This window comes from Streptomyces sp. NPDC052496 (assembly GCF_040679095.1).
GTDB lineage: Bacteria > Actinomycetota > Actinomycetes > Streptomycetales > Streptomycetaceae > Streptomyces.
On the sequence record NZ_JBFAUH010000005.1, the window covers coordinates 187,031 to 207,175 of the forward strand.

Here is a 20,145-nt window from a genome sequence, read left to right on the forward strand (position 1 = left end):
GGTCCCGGCCGGATAGCCGGGCAGCCGGCCACGCGGGCAGCGGCAGGTCAGGCGTTGAAGGTGATGCCGTGGCTGCCGCCGGTGATGTGCACGCCGTCCACGCCGTCCTCACGGACGTTGGTGCTGTCGTACTTTGTGCCAGTGCTGGTGTTCTCGTAGGTGTCACCGTCGCCGGTGTGCACGGCGCCGGTGCCGGCGTTGACGACGGTGTTGTTGTCCTCGTTGCGCTTGCCCATGACAGCTCCTGTTGTTGTCCCGGCCGGACCGGACCGTCCGGCCACCGCCCCCCGCACGCACACAGCGTGCCGAGCACGGCGGCCGGAGGGTCAGGCGGCGGACTGCTGAGGCGTCCAGGGCAGCGGCAGCGCGTCATCGGCGACGCGCGGCACCACGTGAATGTGCAGGTGGAACACCGTCTGCGTCGCGGCCTTGCCCTTGCTGGTGATGAGGTTCAGCGAACCGCCGATGCCGGCGGCGTACTCGGCGGCGCGGGCCATGGTCGCGCCGGTCACCGCGGGGTTCTCGGTGGCGTCGGCGACGTGCACGGCCGGGATGACCAGCACGTGGCCGTCGGTGACCGGGCCGAGCGGCACGATCGCGATCGCGTCGTCCCAGCGGGCCACCACCGTGGCCGGCGCCTCACCGGCGACGATGCGGCAGAACACACAGTTCGTGGAGCACTTCGACATGACGGAATCCCCTGTTGAGTCGGGAAGCAAAGGTCAGGCCGGTGATGCGGCCCGAGACGGCCCCGGCGGTATTCCGTCGGGGCCGTGCCCTGTTCGCAGATGCCGCAGCCGGTGGACTAGCGGTCGAAGGTGTGGCTGATGTGAATGTCGGCGTGGTCACCGTTGATGACCGTGGTGTCGCCGTTGCTCTGGGCGCCGTTGATCTGCTCACCGGTGCCCAGGTGGGTCGGGGCGTCGATGGACTCGATCCGCGTCTGCGCAAGGGCCGCGATGTCGATGCCGTCGTTGCCGCGGTTCTTCGCCATGAAGGCTCCTTCGTGATGCCGACCGGACGGTCCGGCCGCCGCACCCCACACCGGGCGAAGGGTGCGGAGCACGGCGGGCGGGCCGATCAGATGCCGTTGATGCACCGCGCCGCAGCGGCCACGAACGCCGCGTGGGCGGCGCGGGCGTCGTCCCCGCGGGTGTCCATGTCGGCCTGTGTGGTGGTGTCGTCCACCTCGCTCAGTGCGAACGACGTGCCGACAGCGGCGTCGGCGCGGTGCAGGAGGCCGGTGTCGTCGGTGACCAGGCGCAGGGCATCCTGTGCGTCGGTCACCTCGGAGCGGGTGTTCCAGCTCTCGAAGCGGGCCGCTTCCTGCTGCTCCGTCGAAGCGTCCAGGGTCCGCAGCTTCCAGCGGGTGTAGAGGGTGCGGCGGTGCGCCTTCAGCGCCCGGATCAGCGCCAGTGCGGCGTCCTGCTGTTCACGCCGCAGTCGCTCGCGCAGCGCGGCCTGCTCGCTGCGGGCGGTGCTGTGGCTCTGTAAGACGCCGGCGACCAGGGCACCGCCGAGGGTGCCGAGTACGGCGATGATGCTGGTGATCGTGGTTTCCATCAGGTGCCTCTCGAAGTCGAGGTCAGCGGAGTACGAGCGATCACGGCGCCCCGCCGCCCGGCGTCGCCTGATGGCGGGCTGGACGGCGGGAACCGTGAGCACTGGTGCTCAACCGCGCGGAAAGTTGGGGTGCGCGGTGGTGACGCGGTGGGCGTAGCCAGCGCCGTGCCGGTCCAGCACGGGCGGCGCCCCAAGCGTTCGTCGCATCGGAACCTCCCAGGTAGGAGGGGCAGTTACGGGGTGTCTCCTTCGGGAACACGAGCTCCCGTTTCAGGCGTATGGAGACGTGACCTTTCGGTCTAAGCCCTCCGGATGACAAGGCCCCGGGCGCCTCCCCCCGTCCACCGCGGGGCTCCTGGTCGTGCGGTTGTGCAGGTGAACCCATCCCGGCCTGACCAACTTGGCTAGCCCGGTAGGCACGAGAACAACGTAGCCAGTCTGGCTAGTCATGTCAACACCTGGCTAGCCTGGCTGCTCTGATCGCGGTGAAAGGACGTAGCATCGAGGCATGACCTTCACACCCGAACCCTTGGACCCGGACGACGACCGGCCGCCGTTTGAGCAGGTGGCGAGCAGCCTTGGCGCCGCCATTCGGACGAAGAAGCTAGGCCCCGGCGACAAGCTCCCCTCGCACAAGACACTGACCGAGCTGTACGGATTCGCTCGCGCCACGATCCAGCGGGCCCTCCGCGACCTGGAGGACGAAGGTCTCGTTGTGTCCCGTAAGGGCAGCGGCGTGTACGTCCGCAACCGCACTGAACGGCCGGCCGGTCTCCGCCCGTATGTCGAGCAGGCGTTTGCCAGTACCAACGTCTCGATCGACTTCGCCGGCTTTTCAAGCGAGACCCTGCACAGCGCCCTTCAAGAGCCCATCGACAAGATTCGCGTTGGCCGCCTGACCCCTTCGAGCATCGCCATCCGAATCCTGGTGCCGGACATGTCGGTGCCACACGCCGCGCCTGTGCGACGCGAAGACGGGACGGACGACCCACGCCTACGCCGCCGGATGCACGACATGATGGTCGGCTTCACGCGCAGCATCACCAACTCGATCCATGAGTTGAGCGTTCTCGGTCTGGTACCGGAAACCAAGGTGAGCGTGCGTGTCCACACAGGGACGCAGTTCTTCAAGCTGTACGTGATCAACAAGGAAGACGCGTTTTTCGGGTACTACCCCATCCGCCCCAACAAGGTGGTCGCGGAGGGCGAGGCCATTGAGATCTACGACCTCGTAGGGGCCGATGCCACGCTTTTCCACTACTCGGTGAACGAAGGCGAGTCGTCGAGTGGAGCGCAGCAGGTCGAGCAGGCGCGCATGTGGTTCGACAGCGTTTGGGACACCATCGGAAGGGACCTCGGCCCTGATGGAAAGTGACAAGCTCACCACGGTCATCGGGGAGTCCAGCGGGATTCTCTTCGACTTCGACGGGCCGATCTGCGACGTGTTCGCAGGTCTGCCCGCCCCCGGCGTCGCCCAGGACCTCACGGAAGTCGTGGCTGGACACGACGTGCCCCTTGGCGGCAAGGCACGCGGCCTTGAAGACCCGATGGAGATTCTGCGCCTCGCAGTGCAAGGCGGCGAACCAGTCATCCGAGTAGTCGAGGAAACACTGACTAAAGCCGAAGTGTCGGCCGTGAAGGTAGCGGGCCCACCGATTCCCGGCGCGGTCGCTGCCCTCGAAGCGGCGCACTCATCCGGGCGAAAGACTGCCGTGGTCAGCAACAATTCCACAGCCTGTGTACGGGCATTTCTGACTCAACACAACCTTCATCACCTAGTGCACGAGGTGATCGGACGCACCGCCTATCGACCGGACCTGATGAAGCCCGACCCTCACTCGCTATTGATCGCCGCCGAACGACTTGGCGTTCCCCCGAAACGCTGCACGCTCATTGGTGACTCGGTGACAGACATCGAAGCTGCCCGTACTGCCGGAGCGATGTCGATCGGCTTCGCCAACAAGCCTCACAAGGACCTCGCCCTGACCGAAGCCAGGGCTGACGTGGTGATCACCGACATGGCCGACGTGGCCGGCGCTCTCGCATCGAGCCCCTGGTAGCGCCCCTCCGAGCGACCAAGCGGCAGGGGCGCCGTCATCGCGGGGAGCCCAGGTAAGAGCCATCGGAGGCGGTCCGGACTCCGCCTCGCGCGACCAGCGAGGTACCGGGTTCGACCGGTCTCAGTTCTGGTCTCGTTGCCGACTCGATCCGAGACGGTGCGTGAGCGTCCGCCGTCGTCCGATAACCCGCCTGACCAGCGTTGAGAGACGGCGGTGGACTACCACGGACCAAGATCGGACAACTCGTAATGCGTAGGTCAAGGGTTCGATTCCCTTAGGCGGCTCAAAGAGAGCCCAGGTCACCTAATCTGTGACCTGGGCTTTTTCTTATGTCGAGCCCCTTCGAGGCCGGAACTCAATGATCGTTGCCCCTCATCACGTCCGTCGCCTGCCCATCCGGTTCGGCGGTCGTCTCGACGGTCTGCTCGGCAAGGCGGACGAGAGCCCCCCGCGCGGCCTGCTCGATTCGGGGATCGACTCTGACTTGGCGGGGGACTGGAAGCCCCGGGGCGGTGTGGTGGTGGCGAGAGGGACGGTCTCGGCTTTGGGCCTGGGGGGAGTTCGCCTGCCGGGGCGGTGGGTGTGGCAGCGGACACGGAGGATCCGCCTCCGAGGCGTGTGAGTGCGGGATGAGAGCGCGCTCCTGGCGGGCTCTACACGGCAGTCACGGGCGTACCGTCGAGACATGGATGGCGACGACATACGCGCGGTTCAAGAACTCCACAGGACAGCCCTCGGGCATGCTGTGAGCGCAGCGGCGGAGGGGCGCGGCGCGGACGCCCACGGCTTCCTACAGATTTACTTTTTGCTGCAAGGCGTAATTGCGGGCCAGCACAGCCCACGCGGAACAGACCTGCCTTCCACGTACGACACGTGCGGAGAAACGACGGCCGACGTGCACAAACGGTATGCGACAGAGTCCTCGTTCGAGGCATCCACCGATCCGCACGCACGACAGTCCGGGCCTTCAAAAGATGAGTACACGCTGCCGACCCCTCCTGAGAGGCAAGCCGCCCTGCGTAAGGAGTCGGACGAGGCGTACCGAGAGCCGGGTTCCAACTGAACGCGTAACGACTGGGGTTGCCTTCAGTAGGGGACCAGCGGCAGGCGTACGGTGGCACGCCGTAGCCCGAGCGGGCCGAACGGCGAGCCGCGGTGGATGCCGGTCAACTGCCCCCCGGAAGTCGGACGCGCGGCGAGGTCACGTACAACGATCAGCAGCGGCCGGGTGGCGAGTGAAGCTTCCCAGGCGACGCGCAGGTGCACGTCGCCGAGCGCGGCGGCGACCTAGCCGCTTCCCACAGGGAGCTGTTGACGCTCCCGGCCTTTACTCGCCTTCACGGTGGTTCATCTGGCATGGACGTACCGTTGCGTGGAATGGTCACGCAATACATCCCATCCTGCGTTCGCTTGGTCAAGCGAACGCATGTGATGCGCCACCAGGCGGGCGTTGTGTCGGTTCCTTGGCCCAACTAAGTCGCATCTTCGCTCGGCTAGCGAGTCGCACCGGCCGTGAACGTTCCCAGGAGGTTGGCTGCCTCGATCTCGTCGATTTCGACCAGAGAAGCATCCGACCCCTTCTCTTCAGCAGCCGTAATCCGATCTGTGGGTTCCCAGCGCAGGTTCTTCCCGAACGATTCGTCGCGCTGCGCGTTTCGAAGCTTGCGGCGCCGTAGGAGTGGAGCACCATCGCCGACGGCCGCGTAGTACGTGATGCGCCCATTGGCGTCGACGGCATCAAGGACGGTGTCGTCGAGCGTGGAGAGGGCGGGGCTACGGAGATGGCCTTGCAAGGGCCCCGGCTTGAAAAGTACTCCTGTCAGGTCGAGGAAACCGGCGTTGTCACGAACGAACTCTCCCCCACGCTCATAGAAGAGAATCAGCGGTTCATAGAGATCGGGGAGGTCAGGAGTCGCCGACGGGCTCCGTCTGCGCAGTTCATTCAGGCGCACTGCACCCGAGCAGGTGCGCCTGACGGCCCCGGTGGGTACGCCGCTCAGGTATTCTTCAAGATGTGCGGCGAGGCCCGTAGGCAGATGAAATTCTGCGTCTACGTATGGCGTGACATCGAAGAAAGGCCACTCACTGTCGGCCGAGTACGCCTGAGCCCACAGGGCCGCCCGTCGCATGTACTCACGCAGCAGAATGCGACGAGACATGACGTGCCCGAACGCATGATCCCAGTCTCCCATCCAGGTCACCGCTCGAAGACGGTTGAGTGTGAGGGATGACGTCCGGTCGTTCACTTGAGGTCAATCCCCTTCGAGTGCAGCTCCTGGAAGAGGGCTGCCAACACCGCGTCAATGTTTGCGAGGTTGGGTGCCAGCTCGGCCTTCGGGGTATCGAAACGCATCGCGCGAACGTGGTTGAGCCCGCCTCGGTTCTCATTGAGTGCGAGTTCATGCATGCCCGCATCGCGCGGCTCACGAGGCCAGGTACGCTAATACCCTGACTCTCCCGGGTCGCTGTCGCGGCAGCCGAGGCGACCGGCTTTCTCGGTGTCCGCACCGCCCTGGCTGTGCGCCAGGTCAGCCTTGACCCGCGAGCTCTCGCAGCCTGTCCAGCTCTATCACGTCGGGTTTATGGTCCGCGTCGAGGCCGGCCAATTCCGCCAGTGCCTGTGAGGGAGACAGGCCCCGGTCGTACGCGGAAGCGAGTCGCTCCAGCCAAGAGAGCGAAACTCTGTAAGTTTCATCGTCGTCGAGGTCTCGCGGTTCGAAACTCGCGCCGTTCTCCGCATCCGAGGCCCAGAGGTATCCGAGCACGCCGTGTCCGGCGCGCACGGGGGCGTACTGGACGATCCCCTTCACCGAGCGTTTGTAGCCGATGTGGCCGAACCCGGGTGCGTGCCTGAAGACGCTGTACCGGCGGGGGATTTCGAAACTCGTCCACACATCAGATGCGGTGCCGTCTTCATCGTAATAATTTTCGACGCCTGTTTCGGTCGGCTTGCCGAAGTGCGTGGGATCGTCCGGGTCGGTCTCCGAGTTCAATGCTTCCGACAGGTCGCGGAGCGCGGCCGACAGTCGTGGCGCGTTAGCCGTGTACACGGCGTGCTGAGCGCGACCTCTCAGATCGTGTGGCATCCATGCGTCGGAAGGGGTAGTCAGGGCAATACCGACATGGTCGAGAAGCAGTGAAGCCCCGACCTGGAAAAGCCGTTCCTCGCGGGATTCCCCGTCATCGGTAACGATGACCCCGGTGCTTTCAGTGTCGGCGTAGACCGACCCGATCTTCCCCGGGCGCAGTCCCGCCTTGACCGCGTCGGTCAGCTGTTGGGCGGGGTCGGGCCATGTGGGGTCGAGCTCAAGGTTTCCCCGGAACAGGTAAGAGTTCGACTGCCCGGCTTCGTGGACGGACACGGACACTCTTGGAGGATCGATCACGAGGCGATGCCTGCGCAGGACAGCGTAGGCGGTCAGCAGTTCACGGAGGCACGCGGCGACCTTGTCCTCAGTGTGCTCGTCCCGCCCCCAAGTCCAACGAGCGACAGGCGTACTCGCGATCACAGTGTTCCTTCCGGCATGAACGTACCATTGGGCGGGACGATGATAATCCCGTCCTCGACCCGAATGATGAACTGGATGTTGGTGTTGCCGTAAATATCGGTGAGACGCTGTCGAGCCCGCATGGCCTCGTGTTCCGCGATCGTGCCCTTGGTGTCGATGACGAAAGTCCTGAAATCGGCCCCCGACTCATCCAGCTGCTTGAGATTGTCAAATATCTTCTTGATGAGCCTTTTGGGATTCTTGACCTCTTTGAACTGGTAACCGTGGACATTGCCATCCGCGTCGCGAGCCATCACGTCGAGGTCGGTGTGCTCGCCTGTCCGAACTCCCGGCTTCAGCTCGATGCCGCCTTTGATCTCGAAGGCAATGTCGCGCAAGCCTGTTTCGTGCAGTCGGTTGGCCAGTCGAATTTGTTCGATACCGCCAGCCATCTTGTCGGCTTGGCTGAGGCTCGACACTACTTGATCAAAGTGTTCGGTGCCCTTGAACCTGCCCGACGCAATGGTGTCAGCAATCTCGCGTCCTGCTGGGATGCTGGCCAGATTGGTCAAGACCTTTTCAAGGTCGTCGGCTTTGACCTTGGTGCCACGCAGTTGCGTCCGGATCAGCTCCTCCTGCCGGCCCCCGCGCTCCAGGGGGCCGGATCCGTCACGCGGCCTCTCCCAGCCTCCGGTGTCACCGAGCCCGTCTCCGAAGGTGGTGCCTGGTCCCACCCTCGTTCCGCCTTCAGGCTTCGCCCCGAGGGAACTGGAGCCGCTCTCCGAGTTGCTCGGAGGCGCTGTATGGCCACCGTTGGGTGAGCTTCCCGTCTGGCTGTCGGTGTGACCATGTTGGCTCTGCGCGCTGGGACTGTCACGATGTCCGCCGCCTTGACCGACGTGCGGTCCATGGCTGGCCGACGGGCGGACGGTGTGGTCGTCGGCGCGGCCGCCGGGCAGGTGGTCGGTGCGGCCCCCCGAAGGAGCGTCACCGGCCGACCCCTTGGGAATGCCATCACCCGCGCGCATCGGTTCGGATGCGTCCGAACCGATGCGCACCACGTCGTCTCCGCGACCACCGACGCCGACAAGGGCCGGCTGTCCTTTCCGGGCCGGGGTCTCGGGCACCGGCGTATCCGCGTCCGCCTTCGGATTCGGGGCGTTCTCCGCCATGGCCTTGTCGCCCTTTTGGAAGAGGCTGCCATCCTCTTTGTAGAGGGAGCCGTCTTCAGCCAGGTACGCTCCAGGGCCGTCGAAGGGGTTCTTCACCGAGTTCGGCGGAAGAACGACCGTGCCGTCGGGCAACTTGATGTTTCCGTTGGGGAGCTTGGTCGCTCCGTTCGGGACGGCAATGCCCTTGGGCAGCTGCACCATTCCGTCCGGCCTCTGTACGGCTCCCTCGGGCAGGCTGTATGCGCCCTCGGAAATGGTCGGCATCTCGATGTGACCGGCGTCCCTGAGGCGTGCCATGACGTCACCGACCCTGGTCACCCCCGCCCCAGCCCCCTTGAGGACATAAGTCATCGGGTCGACGGCCTGACCCACCCTGCCGCCGAAGGAGAGGGCCTTGGCGGCGGTTCCTGCTTTGCCCGCGCCCGATACGGCCGCGCCGCCGCCGCGGGTGGCGATGGCGGTGAGGATGTTGAAGACAGCTCCGCCCGCGGCGCGGGAGTTGTTTGTGCCCCATTGGTCCCAGGCCAGCATGGCCTTGCCGGTCTCGACCAGCGCCGTCCGTGAGTTCCGCAGCCAGGAGGGGAGCATGTTGCCGGGGACGGTCAGGTAGGCGGTGCCCAGGGCGGGTATGGCGGCGATGGTGATGGCGGTGGAGAGCTTGGCCACGTTGACCCAGGCCTCGCCGGCGGCGTCCCAGCCGTCGACGCCGACCAGGGTGCCCAGACCCTTGACCGTGCCCCACAGGCCATCGACGACGAATCCCTTGCCGAAGTCGTAGACGTGTTCCCACACCTGCCAGGCGGGGACGGACTCCTCGACCGCGTCGCCCCAGGGCAGGCTCTTGGACTGCTTGAGGGCCTCGGCGTCGTAGCCGTACATGCCCTTCTGGTTGGTGCCGTCGTTCGTCCTGAGGGCGGTGCCGCCCACCAGAGCGACGATCTTCCCATGGCAGTCGGTTTCGGCCCTCTGGAAGGCCGCCCAGACTTCGGCGATCTTGTTGCGGCGGGCGAGGTTCTCCTCGACCAGGTCGCCGTCCTCGTTCCAGTCCTCGTCGGCGGCGTCGCCGGCCCGGAAGTCGGCGGCTTCCCGTTTGAGCTGCTCCAGCTGGTCGACCAGCGGGGTGATCTCGTGAGCGTAGGTGCTCAGAGCCTTGGAGATGACCTGTACGTCGTGGTCGAGGTCGCGTGCCGTGCGCGCCACCGGTTCGGTGACGCCGAACAGTTGGTCCGCCTCGGGCGCCTTGTAGAACGCGGAGAGGCCGCCGAAGGACGTGTGGACGTCCGAGCCAGCTGTCTTGATCTTGGTGCCGTCTTGGGCCAGCGCCTTCACCTTGGTCTGGAGCAGGCCGAGATCACCGGTGTAGACCGGTACTCCGGCCGGGTCGACCGGCGCGTCGTTCACTGCTTCCCCCCGAAGTCCTTGAGAGCGTCCAGCCGCACGGCGCGGGCGGCGTTCTGGGCGTTCCTGGCTGCCTCCAGGTCGCCCTCGACGTACTCACCGGTGGCTCTGGCGGCGCCCAGGATGGCGGCCTGGGCGCGGTCGGTCATCGCCTTCATGTCCCCCTGACGGTGGGACGCGTACTCGGCGATCGCGGCGGCGACCGGTCCCGTGGCCTTCTGCGGCATCATGCCGGGGGCCACCGGACCCACCGGCTTGTACGCCGTCAGCACCGGCGCACCGTTCGGCAGCGTCGTGGCCTGCGAGCCCGGCACCGCCGTACCGGCCGCCCGCGCTGCCTCCTGAAGGTCCGCGAGCAGCGTGTTGAGTGCGTTGACCAGGTCCTCGGCGTGTGCGCCGACGGCCTTCAACTGCCCCTGCACACCCTGCGGCTGAATGTCCCATGACGCCATGTACGCCCCCCATACCGGCAAAACCGTAGCGCCGCCCGCATGCTCCGTGCGGCGCTGCCACCCCGTGATGCGCGAGCCGTCGGCGTACCGGGGAAGGGAACTCCCCTCCTGGTGCGCCGGTTCGGCTCAGCCGATGTTGTCGACCGCGGCCTTGGCGCGGGCGAGTGTCTGGTGGGCCGTCCCGTCGTTCTTCTCCAGCGTCGACCGCAGAAGCTGGATGATGCTCTTGACCTCCTGCGACGCGCGATTCCAGCGCATCTCCTTGCCGTGGTACTCGTCGGCGACACCGTCCGCCGTGAAGTCGGCCATCGCGGCCTTCACCTGCGCGTCGCGCTCCGCGATCACCTGTTCCAGGCGCGCGATCACGGACTGGATGTTGCCCTGTGCCTCCGCCGACGCGCCCGTGTCGTACGAACGGCGGTCCATGCCAGCAGCCATGACGTTCGATCCCCCTGTGCTCTTCGGATACTTCCTTGGCGGACGGGCGGGCGTCAGCGGCCCGAGAAGCGCGCCGCGTCGAAGTTCGCCGCCGCCATCTGCGACCGCGCGTTGTCGGCCTGCTCCTGGTCACCGGAGCCGAACGCCGACTCCATACCGGTCTGGCCGCCCACGATCGCGGACAGCGCGCTGTTCAGGGCTGCCGTGATCTCGTCGGCGCGCGACTTGAACGAGTCGAAGGCCGCCTTGCCCGCTCCGTTGAACTTGCTCTCCAGCGGCTGCGCCGCCTGGACGAGCTGGTGGATCAGTGCCCCCAGCTCCGTACCCGAACCCTGGGACTGCGACCTCAGGGTCGAGAGCGTCTGTGCCCCCATGTCGAACTTCATCAGGCCCCCCACCAGACGTGCCGATCGTATGTACGCATCTCTATCAACCGGGTCATCAACGGTGCAATCCGTATCTCCGATCCTAGGACGAGGGTGTGACAGTGACCGGGACAGCGGCACGGGGCCCACGTGGTGCGCCGGGAGCGTAGGTATCACCGAGACGCCGCGCCGTGCGCCCTCAAGCCCCCTTCAGGTGCCGCATCAGGTGCTCGTAGTCCCGCCACCCCGACACGTCCGACGGATCCCCGGGCAACGGGTAGTACAGGGCCGGCCTGGCCTTCGGGCCGAGGCGGACGGGCGCTGTGGCCAGTGGCGTGCACAGGGCACGGTCGTCGGGCATCCGGTGCACCTCCTCCGCGCCGAGTACGAACGCCACGGGGACGCCGGGGCCCTCGAAGCGGGCCGGCACTGCGAGGTCGCGGCGGGCCTTGCGGATCTGTATGAGCATCGACTGGAGGTGGTGACGGGTGGCCAGCACCTCCGCGGCCCGGGGGAGGGCCTCCACCGGTGGCTCCTCGACGGCCCCGTAGCCGCACATCAGCGTGACGTCTTCCTCCACCCCCGCCTTCGTACGGCTGATGCGTACCGTCGCGAGGGCGGGCCGCGCCGGGGAGCCGACGACCACGGCCCAGGTCGGTTCGGGCGCCCTTGCGTAGGCGAGGTCGGTCAGGTGACGCGGCGACCAGGGGAGGCCGGCGGGTTCCGCGGTTCCCCAGCCGGCCGGAGGTTCGCCGGTCAGCTCGCGCCACAGCGCTTCCAGCGCGCCGCCGAGAACCAGCCGTTCGTGTGCCGGGTGGACGGTGCGGAAGGTGACGGCCAGCTGCCGCTCGCCGGTGGGGGCGACCTCCTGGAAGGAGGCGGCCAGAGTGGCGCGCGGGTCGTCGATGGTCGCGTCGGGAGCCGCGACCGGTGCGAACATCTCGCCCTGCCAGCACAGTACGGCTCCGGTCAGCCCGTCGTAATAGCCGTCCCGTTCGTCCCGTACGACCCAGCGTGACGGCCAGCTGCCGAGGTTGTCCCGGACGGCGGGGGAGAGGGTGGTGCCCGCCGGGGTGACGACCTGGAGCCCCAGGCCGACGCGGGCGGCGGTACGGAACGCGTCGGAGAACCAGGCGGTCATGGCGACCACCGGGCGGTCCTGGATGAGGACGGCGACCTTTTCGGTGAGGACATCGATGGCGGGCTGCGTGGTGGCGGGGGCGGGCGCGACGCTCATGCCGTCGGTCGGCACCACGGCCAGGTTGCGCGCGGCCTCCGGGGGCCAGGCGGAGCCGCCGGAGAGGGTGGCCAGCCGGGCCGCGAAGGTGCCCGCGAGCCGTTCGGCCGTTTCGACGCCGGTGGTGGCGCGGGCCTCGGTCCACCAGTAAGGGACCGGTGGCGCCGTGGCACCGAGCAGCCGCTCGGCCTCACCCTCCACCTGTACGAGCAGGGGCGCCTCCACGGAGACGAGAGGGCGTCCCTCCGCGTCGCACAGGCGCAGCACCGCGCCTTCCCCCGCAGTGTCGACCAGCTTGTCGGGCCCGCCGGAGAGCAGGCCCGCCAGCAGGCTCCAGGGGTTGGGCATGCGCTCGGTGAGAGCGACGACGTCCTTGGTCATGTGGTCGTCCGGTCCTTCGTCGTCCGTGGCTCGGCTGGTGTACGTCGGGTGGCTCGCGCGAGGGCTCGGGTCACTCGGAGGCGTACACCGTCTGGATCAGGCGGTGGGGCCGGCCCCTGCGGACGAGTACGCCGCGGCCGGCGGGCTGCTGGGAGGCGTACAGGCCGGGAAACAGCTGGCCCTCGCCGCGGTCGCCCGCCATGAGGAGCGCCGTGGCCCCCGATTCGCGCAGGCTCTGCACGAGGGGCTCGTACATGCCGCGTGCGGCGCCGGCGACGCGGCGCGTCAGGACGAAGTGGAGGCCGATGTCCGCAGCGGCCGGTATGTACGGCAGGAACGGGGCCAGCGGTTCCTGGCCTGCGGTGGTCAGTACGTCGTAATCGTCGACGAGGACCACGATCCGTGGGCCGCCGCCCCAGCTGCCGGGTTCCAGCTCCTCCAGGCGCGCGGTGTCGTCGGGCAGCCGCTGCTCCAGTACGGTCGCGATGCCGTTGGCGAGGCCCGCACACAGCTTGGTGTTGTACGCGTAGCCGCCGTTGAACTCCTCGGGGACCGTGCCGCGCAGGCCGCGTCGCGGATCCATGACGGCGAAGACCAGCTCGTCCTCGCCGTAGCGCTCGATGAGTCCGCCGGCGACGGCTTTCAGAAGGTTCGTCTTGCCGCACTCGCTGTCGCCGAGGACGAGTAGGTGCTGGTCGTGGGCGAACAGGTCGAGCAGGACGGGTTCGAGTGCCGTCTGGTCCAGGCCGATCGGCACCCGCGTGGGTTCGGCGGCCGGACCCGGCAGGAGCTGCGGCTCCAGGAGGTGCGGGAGGACCCGTACCGGCTGGGCGACCTCGCCGCTCCAGGACGCCCGGACCGTGCGGGCCGTCCGCTCCAGGACCGCGCCCAGCTCCGCGGTGTCGGCGATGCCGTCCGTACGGGGCAGCGCGGTCTGGGCGAAGAGCCGTCCGTCGGTGAGGGCCCGGCCGGGCTCGTCCGGGGCGAGGGTGGCGGCGAGCTTGTGGTCGATGCAGGACTCGCCCGGGTCGTTCAGCCGCAGCTCGACGCGGGTGCCGAAGTTCGACTGCACGGCGATGCGCGCGTCGTTCCAGCGGAGCATGGCGGCGACGACGTGGACGCCGTAACCGCCGCCGCGTCTGAGGATGTCGGTGACGTGGTCGTCCAGTTCCTCGAAGTCGTCGCGCAGGCCGCCGAATCCGTCGATGACCAGGACGATCTCGGCGGAGGCCAGTCCGGGCAGCCGGCCCGCCGCGTGCAGGTCACGCAACTGGTCGAGGGAGTCGATGCCGTGCTCGCGGAACAGCTCCTCCCGGATTGTGAGCATGTTCCGTACCTCTTCGACGGTCCGCGCCGCGCGTTCCCGGTCGGCACGCCCCGCGACGCCGCCGACGTGCGGCAGGGCCGAGAGGGCCTGGAGCCCGCCGCCGACCAGGTCGAGGCCGTAGACGCCGACCTCCTGCGGGGTGTGGGTCAGTGCGAGCGAGAGGACGAAGGTACGCAGGAGGGTGGTCTTGCCGGACTGCGGTCCGCCGATGAGCGCGGCGTGGCCGCCGGCCACGGTGAGGTCCAGGTACCACTGGCCCTGCCACTGCCTGGCCGGGTCGTCGAGCAGGCCGAGTGGCACCCGGAGCGGGGACCGGTTCCTGCCCGCCGGCCGAACGCGGTCCGCCGGCGGACCCTCCGGGTCTCCTCCGGTCGTGGAGCCCCGCGCGTCCAGGAGCTGCATTCCGCGCCGTCCCACGTCCAGCGGCCCGGCGACGGTGTCCAGTGCGATCGCTGCGGGCAACGGGGGCAACCAGATGCGGCGTACCGTGCCGGGGGCTTCCGCCAGTTGCTCGACCATGACCCCCAGCTCGGTCGGCCCGGTCTCGCGACGGCGCACGGCCGGCTCCTCCGCGTCCGCGGCCTGCCCGCTGCCCGTGGTGTTGAAGGCGTCGTAGGGGAGCGCGCGGGGCGCGGTGTCCTCCTCGTCCGTACGTTGTACGGGGCCTCGGTAGGGGCCCGAGACGTAGCTCGCCTTGAACCGGTCGTAGTGGCTGGTGTCGACCTTGAGGTAGCCGAAACCGGGCAAGGGCGGCAGGTGGAAGGCGTCCGTGGTGTCCAGGACCGTACGGGACTCGTCGGCGGAGAAAGTACGCAGGCCGAGCCGGTACGAGAGGAAGGTGTCCAGCCCTTTGAGGTTGCCGCCCTCGATGCGCTGGCTGGACAGCAGGAGGTGGACGCCGATGGAGCGGCCGATGCGGCCGATGGACAGGAACAGGTCGATGAAGTCCGGCCTGGCGGCGAGCAGTTCGCCGAACTCGTCGATGACGACGAACAGATGCGGCAGGGGCTCCAGGCCGGGCCGCCGGGTGTTGCGCAGCGCGGTGTAGTCACCGATGTCGGCGATGTTCCCGGCGTCCTTGAGGACCTGCTGGCGTCGCTTGACCTCGCCGGCGAGCGAGGCGTGGACGCGTTCGACGAGGCCGGCCTGGTTCTCCAGGTTGGTGATGACACCGGCGACGTGCGGCAGGCCGGCGAACGGCGCGAAGGTCGCGCCGCCCTTGTAGTCGACGAGGACCAGGGCCAGGTCCTCCGGCGGGTGCGTGGCCACCAGGGCGAGGACGAGGGTACGCAGCAGCTCCGACTTCCCGGAGCCGGTGGCACCGACGCACAGGCCGTGCGGGCCCATGCCCAGCTCCGACGATTCCTTCAGGTCCAGGAGCACCGGTTCGTGGGAGTCGTTGATGCCGATCGGTACGCGCAGGAAGGCGCGTTCGCCGCGCGGCGCCCACAGGCTGTGGATGTCGAGCCGTGCCACGTCGTCGATGCCGAGGAGACCGGCGAAGTCGACCGGCCCGGACAGGGGAGCGTCCACGAGTGACTCGGCGGACAGGCGCAGCGGCGCCAGCATCCGGGCCAGCCCCTCGGCGAACGGGGCACCGACCCCGTCCACGGTGCCGTGCGCGCTGACCGGTTCCGGCTCACGCAGGTCCTCGACGACCACCTGGTCACCGTCGACGGTGATCCGGATGCTGACCTGGCCGGGCTCCTGGACCCGCCGGCCGAGCAGGTGCAGGACGGTGACGCCCATGTCGCGCAGGCCGACCGCCTCGTCGGGGCGCGGCAGTTCCACGGCGTCCGCGCCGTGTCCGTCAGCGACGACGAGCAGCCGGGAGGTCAGGGACAGGGCGTCCTTTCCGGAGAGGCCGCGCCGTACCTCGGCGGCGTACGAGGCACGCCGGCGCAGTTCGGGGCCGAGCTGCCGGGCGAGCTGCGGGGCGGAGGGTGCGGTGCGCCGGGCGGCGACGGGACCGTCGTACTGCTCCGTATCCAGCAGGTGCGGGAGCCACTTGGCCCATTCCCAGTCGGCGATCCGGTGGCCGGGCACGGCCAGCGCCACACCCACGTCGTCGGGGGCGTGCAGGACGGCCGTCTGGACGAGAAGGGCCCGCGTGACGCGCAGGCAGTCCTCGCGGGGGCCGATGACACTGACGTTGCCGACGCGGTCGAGCGGGACGGTGAGCGGGAGATCGGTGCCGGTGCGGAAGCGGGCCATCAGGGCGGACGCCTCGTTGAGCATGAAGCGGTCGGGCGGCGTGAGGACCGATGAGCCCTGTTGAGTGATCCGCAGGTCGCGCACCGGTATCTCACCGGTGCCGACGCGTACGCGCAGGAAGTCACGGTCGGTGCGCCGGCGCTCCCACACCCGGGCCGGGTCGCGGACCATGTCGTACAAGGCGGGCGGCGGCGGGTCGAGGACGTCCGCGCTGCTGCGCCGCTCGCGCTCCTCACCGGCGAGTTCCTCGCGCAGGTCCTCCAGATAGGTGAGGTACGCCTCGCGCTGGGTGCGCCGGGTGCGCTGGGCTTTGCCGCGCTGCGAGAGGACGAGCACGACCGAACCGATGACGGTGACGAGCAGGATGATCGCGCCGAGCACGGCGAACTGGCTGTTGCGTACGACGGTCATCATCACCACGGACGACATGACGCCCGCGACCGGCAGCAGCGACATCGCGAAGTTGCCCGCCTTCCCCTCCGGGAGGTTGGGCGGTGCCTCGATGAGGCGGGGCTCGGGGGCGGCCGGGGGCTTGGTGGTCCTGGCCGGGCGGTGGATCAGTCGGGTACTCATCGGCGTCCGTCGTTCGCGGTCGGGCTCGGCATCCGGTCAGTGGGGCTGCTGGGCGAGGTGGAAGACCTCCGCGGCGAGGCGGGCGGTGGCTTCCCTGGTCGGGTGGGCGAGCGAGGCGGTGTGGAGCGGGCCGCCGGACGCCAGGTGGCGGTCGTACGGCAGGGTGTGGACGCGGACCCCGGTGGACCGGAGTTCCCGGGTGGCGGCGTCGAGGTCGAGCCCCGGGTGGGGCGTCAGTTCGGTGAGGACGACGGTGGTGCCGGTGATCAAGCGGCGGGGCAGGCCCTGCATCCACCGGAGCACCGCGTACGTACTGCCGATGCCTTCTGGCGTGGCCGGGCTGGTCAGGACACGGCTGTGAGCTGCGGCGAGCGCGACCCGGCCGACTTCGGCGGGCAGCGTCTCGCAGTCGATGACCATCACGCCGAAGTAGCGGCGCAGGGCGACCACGGCCCGTTCGTACGCCCGGCTGTCCAGGCTCGCGCCGATTCGGCCCTGGCTCGCGGGCAGCAGCCAGGCGTTGTCCGGGAGCCGGACGAGGTGCTCGGTGACGTCGGACAGCGTCATGTCGGGGGTGACGAGATCGGCGACGTCACTGGTGGTCCAGCGCACCGTCTCGGCGCCCAGACGCAGTGGCAGCGAGCCGAGCGCCGGGTCGGCCTCCAGGAAGAGGACCGGGTCCTGCCGGTAGTGCGCGTACGCGGTGCCGAGCAGTGCGGCGACCGTGGACTTGCCGGAGCCGCCCCGGATGGAGGTGACGGCGATCTGTCGGCCCGTCGTCACGGGGCGCTGGAGCACCTCGGCGGTACGGGTGGCTTCGGCGACCTCACGGGCGGCCGACGAGTAGAGCGTACGGCGCAGGGCGCGTACGGCTCGCGCGGCGACGGACTCGCCGTGCCGGTGCTTGCGGGACACCATGCCAGCCGGCCCGTCGCCCAGTACGGTGCAGGCCTCGGGGGTGCTGCGGGACGGATGTAAACGGGCGTCTTCGGCGGCCGGTGCCTGCGGAGTTCGTTCCTGGTGCTGGGGGTCGGCCTGGGCGGAGGCTGCGTCCTGCTGAACGGTCTCCGGCCTTGGCTTCCGGGTGGTTTCCTCCTGAGCAGGTTCCGGCTCCCGGATGGCTTCTTTCCGAACAGCTTCCGGTCCCGGCTCCCGGGCGCTCTCCACGGGGTGTTCCGGACCTGACGGGGAATCGCTGTGCGCCGACTCTGCTCCGCTCTGCGCAGCCTGCTGAGGAACGCCCCGCAGGTCACGCAGTACGTCACGCTGCCAGTCGCCTCCGTTCGGCATACCCGCCCTTCTCCCCCCGACGTGCTGCCCCTCGCGGAGCACCTGCAATACGACTCAGAACCGGTTGAGCAGCTGTCCGTACACGCCGAACACACCGAAAGCGAGCGGGAAGAGCCCCACCATGCCGATGGATTCGACCAGGTCGGCCACGCGCCGCAGGCGCACCTGCACATGCTCGGGAAGCTGCACCGCCAGCACGAGCAGGGGCAGTACCGCGGCCGCGCACAGCACCGCGAGGGGCCCGGCGGCCCCCGCGTGCTCCATCCACACCACGACGAGCCGTATGACGAGGCACGACGCGGCGGCGAAGAGCGCGACGACCTCGGCGACCAGCGGAAAAGCCCGTGCCTTCGACATCAGGACCACGACGACGAGCGAGGCCGACACCACGGTCCACACGGAAGGCCGCGCCGCCAGGGTGAGCAGCCAGCCGGCGGCGGCCGCCGAGACGGCCGTGACCGCCGTCGACAGGGCGAGGCCGCGGTGCGTCACCGCCAGCGCGGTACTCACCTGATGCCGGCTGACCGAAGCACCGCCCGACCGACGGTCGTCGAGCGCGGTGAGCCCGGACGCCATCAGGGCGAGCCGCGGCAGCAGGCCGAGCAGCATCAGGGAGAAGACGGCCATGACCGCGCCCAGCCGGGCCGGTTCGGCCTGCACGGCGGCGGCCGCCTCCCATGCGACGGTGACCGCGCCGGTCGTCACGGCACCGACGAGCCCGCCCTTGCCGAGCGGCGAGAAGTAACCGAGGAACACCAGCGCCAGGACCAGCGCGCCCGCCACGGCCGCGAGGCGCGCCGCGCCCGGCCAGGCGTACGCGTCGGCGGCCGTCCACGCGGCGAGGACGCCGAGCCCGCCGGCCGTGGCCAGCAGAGCGGTCGCCAGGCCCCGGTTGCCGCGCCCGAGCTTGGCGACCAGCGCACCGGCCGGCAACAGCACCAGGGTGACGGCCGCCAGGACACCGGCCAAGGCACTGAGGGGGACTTCGCGGCGGGCGAGCAACGCGGCGGCCATCGCGAAGACGACGGTGGCGACACCAGCGCCCGCCCTGCGGGCCGCGGGCCGCCAGCGCCAGGCCCGTACGTCGAGATCGTCGGCCACTTGGTCGGTGACGTCGTGCACCACGGGAGCGGGCGGCGCGGAGTGCGTCCTGACCAGCCGGAGTACGGCGCCGTCGGCGATTCCGGCGGACGCCAGCGTGCTGTCGTGCGGCAGCGCGGAACCGTCGGACGTGATCAGCTGCCGGGACATCGGACGTGGCTCCGGCCGGTCGTCCAGCAGCGTCAGGATGTCCGGGATCAGCTGTCCCACCGGTGTGTCGGAAAGCAGCACGATGTCGGCCCGGCGCCGCTCACCGACCAACGTCACCCGGCTCAGCCGCGCCTGCGAAGTTGTCGCTCTGCTCACCACTTGCGGGAACCTACCATCGGGGCACCGCCGAACTCCCGGGCCGGCCGGGCACACCGGTGTTCTTGGCCGCTACTCGTTCTCGTTTCAAGGAAATCGCCCCCCGTCGCGCCTGGTTCCCGCGTCTCTGCGGAAAAGTCGTAATGCCCGCCCCCATGCGAACAACGCATTTCTAGGAAGTCGCCGACTTTGCCGGCTTCGCCGACTGCCCCGGATTCTCCGGTTTCTCCGGCTGCTCGTACTGCCGTATCTGGCGCTGCTGCTTCTCCTGCTCGGCCTTCTGCTGCGCCAGCGTGTGCTGCAGGAACGACCATGCGACGCAGCCCGCACACAGGACGGCCGCGACGACGATCCCGGCGAACACCTTCCCGAGGCGTTCGTCCGCCGTGCGCCGCCCTCGCTGGGCACCGAACAGCAGAGCATCACGCATCCTGCGCCGGCGTACCGCCACCGACTCCAGCAACTGACTGTCGTAATCCCGAGCCATTTCTCCCCCCCCATGCCCTACCTCTGCAACATAGGGCATGGGTGTGACAAAGGGGCACCCGATTGCTGCCTGGGAGCCAGATCGGCGGGGGCGGGGGCGGGGACGGGTGAGGTGGAGCGTCAGGGGGGGCGTCAGGGGTGGGGGAGTCAGGAGTGGGAGAGCCAGGGGTTGACGCAAATATTTCGCGTTAAGGTGGGAGGGTGAGTGAAAGGGTGCGTGAGGGTTCCGGGGGCGGGGCCGCGGCCGGTAAGGGGAGTCGGAAGGCCGCTGCTCGGCCTGGGGGGCGTAGTGCG

Annotated in this window: 19 protein-coding genes; 2 read left to right on the plus strand and 17 right to left on the minus strand. The window is 68.8% G+C overall.

Annotated features, from left to right (window positions below; genetic code table 11):
* Positions 1-47: 47 nt before the first annotated feature.
* From AB0L45_RS09630 to AB0L45_RS09645, 4 genes are all read right to left on the minus strand, one after another.
* Entirely contained in the window at positions 48-236 is a 189-nt protein-coding gene (locus AB0L45_RS09630; protein ID WP_365837812.1) for a hypothetical protein, read from the minus strand.
* A gap of 90 nt (positions 237-326) precedes the next feature.
* Positions 327-689 (minus strand): HIT domain-containing protein, encoded by a 363-nt coding sequence (locus AB0L45_RS09635; protein WP_365837814.1) that lies wholly within the window; start codon positions 687-689, stop codon positions 327-329.
* Between the two features lie 116 nt (positions 690-805).
* Positions 806-994 carry a hypothetical protein gene (locus AB0L45_RS09640; RefSeq protein ID WP_365837816.1) on the minus strand — a complete coding sequence of 63 codons (189 nt, stop codon included), beginning with the start codon at positions 992-994 and terminating at the stop codon, positions 806-808.
* 86 nt (positions 995-1,080) lie between these two features.
* Positions 1,081-1,563, minus strand: a complete 483-nt coding sequence (locus tag AB0L45_RS09645) for a hypothetical protein (RefSeq protein WP_365837818.1) — start codon at positions 1,561-1,563, stop codon at positions 1,081-1,083.
* A 508-nt stretch (positions 1,564-2,071) separates the two neighbouring features.
* Here AB0L45_RS09645 and AB0L45_RS09650 point away from each other — a divergent pair.
* Positions 2,072-2,938, plus strand: coding sequence for a GntR family transcriptional regulator (locus AB0L45_RS09650; protein WP_365837820.1), 867 nt, complete (start codon positions 2,072-2,074; stop codon positions 2,936-2,938).
* Positions 2,928-3,623 (plus strand): HAD family hydrolase, encoded by a 696-nt coding sequence (locus tag AB0L45_RS09655; RefSeq protein ID WP_365837822.1) that lies wholly within the window; start codon positions 2,928-2,930, stop codon positions 3,621-3,623. The genes AB0L45_RS09650 and AB0L45_RS09655 overlap by 11 nt, the downstream gene beginning before the upstream one ends.
* A gap of 1,086 nt (positions 3,624-4,709) precedes the next feature.
* Here the strand turns inward: AB0L45_RS09655 and AB0L45_RS09660 are convergent.
* From AB0L45_RS09660 to AB0L45_RS09720, 13 genes are all read right to left on the minus strand, one after another.
* A complete protein-coding gene (locus AB0L45_RS09660) occupies positions 4,710-4,889 on the minus strand; it encodes a hypothetical protein (RefSeq protein ID WP_365837824.1) in 180 nt (59 codons plus the stop codon).
* A gap of 227 nt (positions 4,890-5,116) precedes the next feature.
* Positions 5,117-5,869, minus strand: a complete 753-nt coding sequence (locus AB0L45_RS09665) for a hypothetical protein (protein ID WP_365837826.1) — start codon at positions 5,867-5,869, stop codon at positions 5,117-5,119.
* Entirely contained in the window at positions 5,866-6,030 is a 165-nt protein-coding gene (locus tag AB0L45_RS09670; protein WP_365837828.1) for a hypothetical protein, read from the minus strand. Before AB0L45_RS09670 ends, AB0L45_RS09665 begins: the two co-directional genes overlap by 4 nt.
* 121 nt (positions 6,031-6,151) lie before the next feature.
* Positions 6,152-6,985, minus strand: coding sequence for a hypothetical protein (locus AB0L45_RS09675; protein WP_365837830.1), 834 nt, complete (start codon positions 6,983-6,985; stop codon positions 6,152-6,154).
* A 143-nt stretch (positions 6,986-7,128) separates the two neighbouring features.
* The gene (locus AB0L45_RS09680) at positions 7,129-9,684 is read right to left on the minus strand and encodes a hypothetical protein (protein ID WP_365837832.1); all 2,556 of its coding nucleotides are present in this window, start codon (positions 9,682-9,684) and stop codon (positions 7,129-7,131) included.
* Entirely contained in the window at positions 9,681-10,133 is a 453-nt protein-coding gene (locus tag AB0L45_RS09685; protein WP_365837834.1) for a DUF6507 family protein, read from the minus strand. Before AB0L45_RS09685 ends, AB0L45_RS09680 begins: the two co-directional genes overlap by 4 nt.
* A 126-nt stretch (positions 10,134-10,259) precedes the next feature.
* The gene (locus AB0L45_RS09690; protein ID WP_365837836.1) at positions 10,260-10,571 is read right to left on the minus strand and encodes a pore-forming ESAT-6 family protein; all 312 of its coding nucleotides are present in this window, start codon (positions 10,569-10,571) and stop codon (positions 10,260-10,262) included.
* Positions 10,572-10,624: 53 nt separating this feature from the next.
* Positions 10,625-10,957 carry a hypothetical protein gene (locus AB0L45_RS09695; protein ID WP_365837838.1) on the minus strand — a complete coding sequence of 111 codons (333 nt, stop codon included), beginning with the start codon at positions 10,955-10,957 and terminating at the stop codon, positions 10,625-10,627.
* A gap of 178 nt (positions 10,958-11,135) precedes the next feature.
* Entirely contained in the window at positions 11,136-12,554 is a 1,419-nt protein-coding gene (locus tag AB0L45_RS09700; protein ID WP_365837840.1) for a DUF6177 family protein, read from the minus strand.
* Positions 12,555-12,624: 70 nt separating this feature from the next.
* The gene (gene eccCa, locus AB0L45_RS09705) at positions 12,625-16,668 is read right to left on the minus strand and encodes a type VII secretion protein EccCa (RefSeq protein ID WP_365837842.1); all 4,044 of its coding nucleotides are present in this window, start codon (positions 16,666-16,668) and stop codon (positions 12,625-12,627) included.
* A 36-nt stretch (positions 16,669-16,704) separates the two neighbouring features.
* Complete coding sequence (locus tag AB0L45_RS09710) at positions 16,705-17,586, minus strand: MinD/ParA family protein (RefSeq protein ID WP_365837843.1); 882 nt, start codon at positions 17,584-17,586, stop codon at positions 16,705-16,707.
* A 426-nt stretch (positions 17,587-18,012) separates the two neighbouring features.
* Complete coding sequence (gene eccD / locus AB0L45_RS09715; RefSeq protein WP_365837845.1) at positions 18,013-19,368, minus strand: type VII secretion integral membrane protein EccD; 1,356 nt, start codon at positions 19,366-19,368, stop codon at positions 18,013-18,015.
* A 169-nt stretch (positions 19,369-19,537) separates the two neighbouring features.
* Positions 19,538-19,852 (minus strand): hypothetical protein, encoded by a 315-nt coding sequence (locus AB0L45_RS09720; RefSeq protein ID WP_365837847.1) that lies wholly within the window; start codon positions 19,850-19,852, stop codon positions 19,538-19,540.
* Positions 19,853-20,145 lie beyond the last annotated feature (293 nt).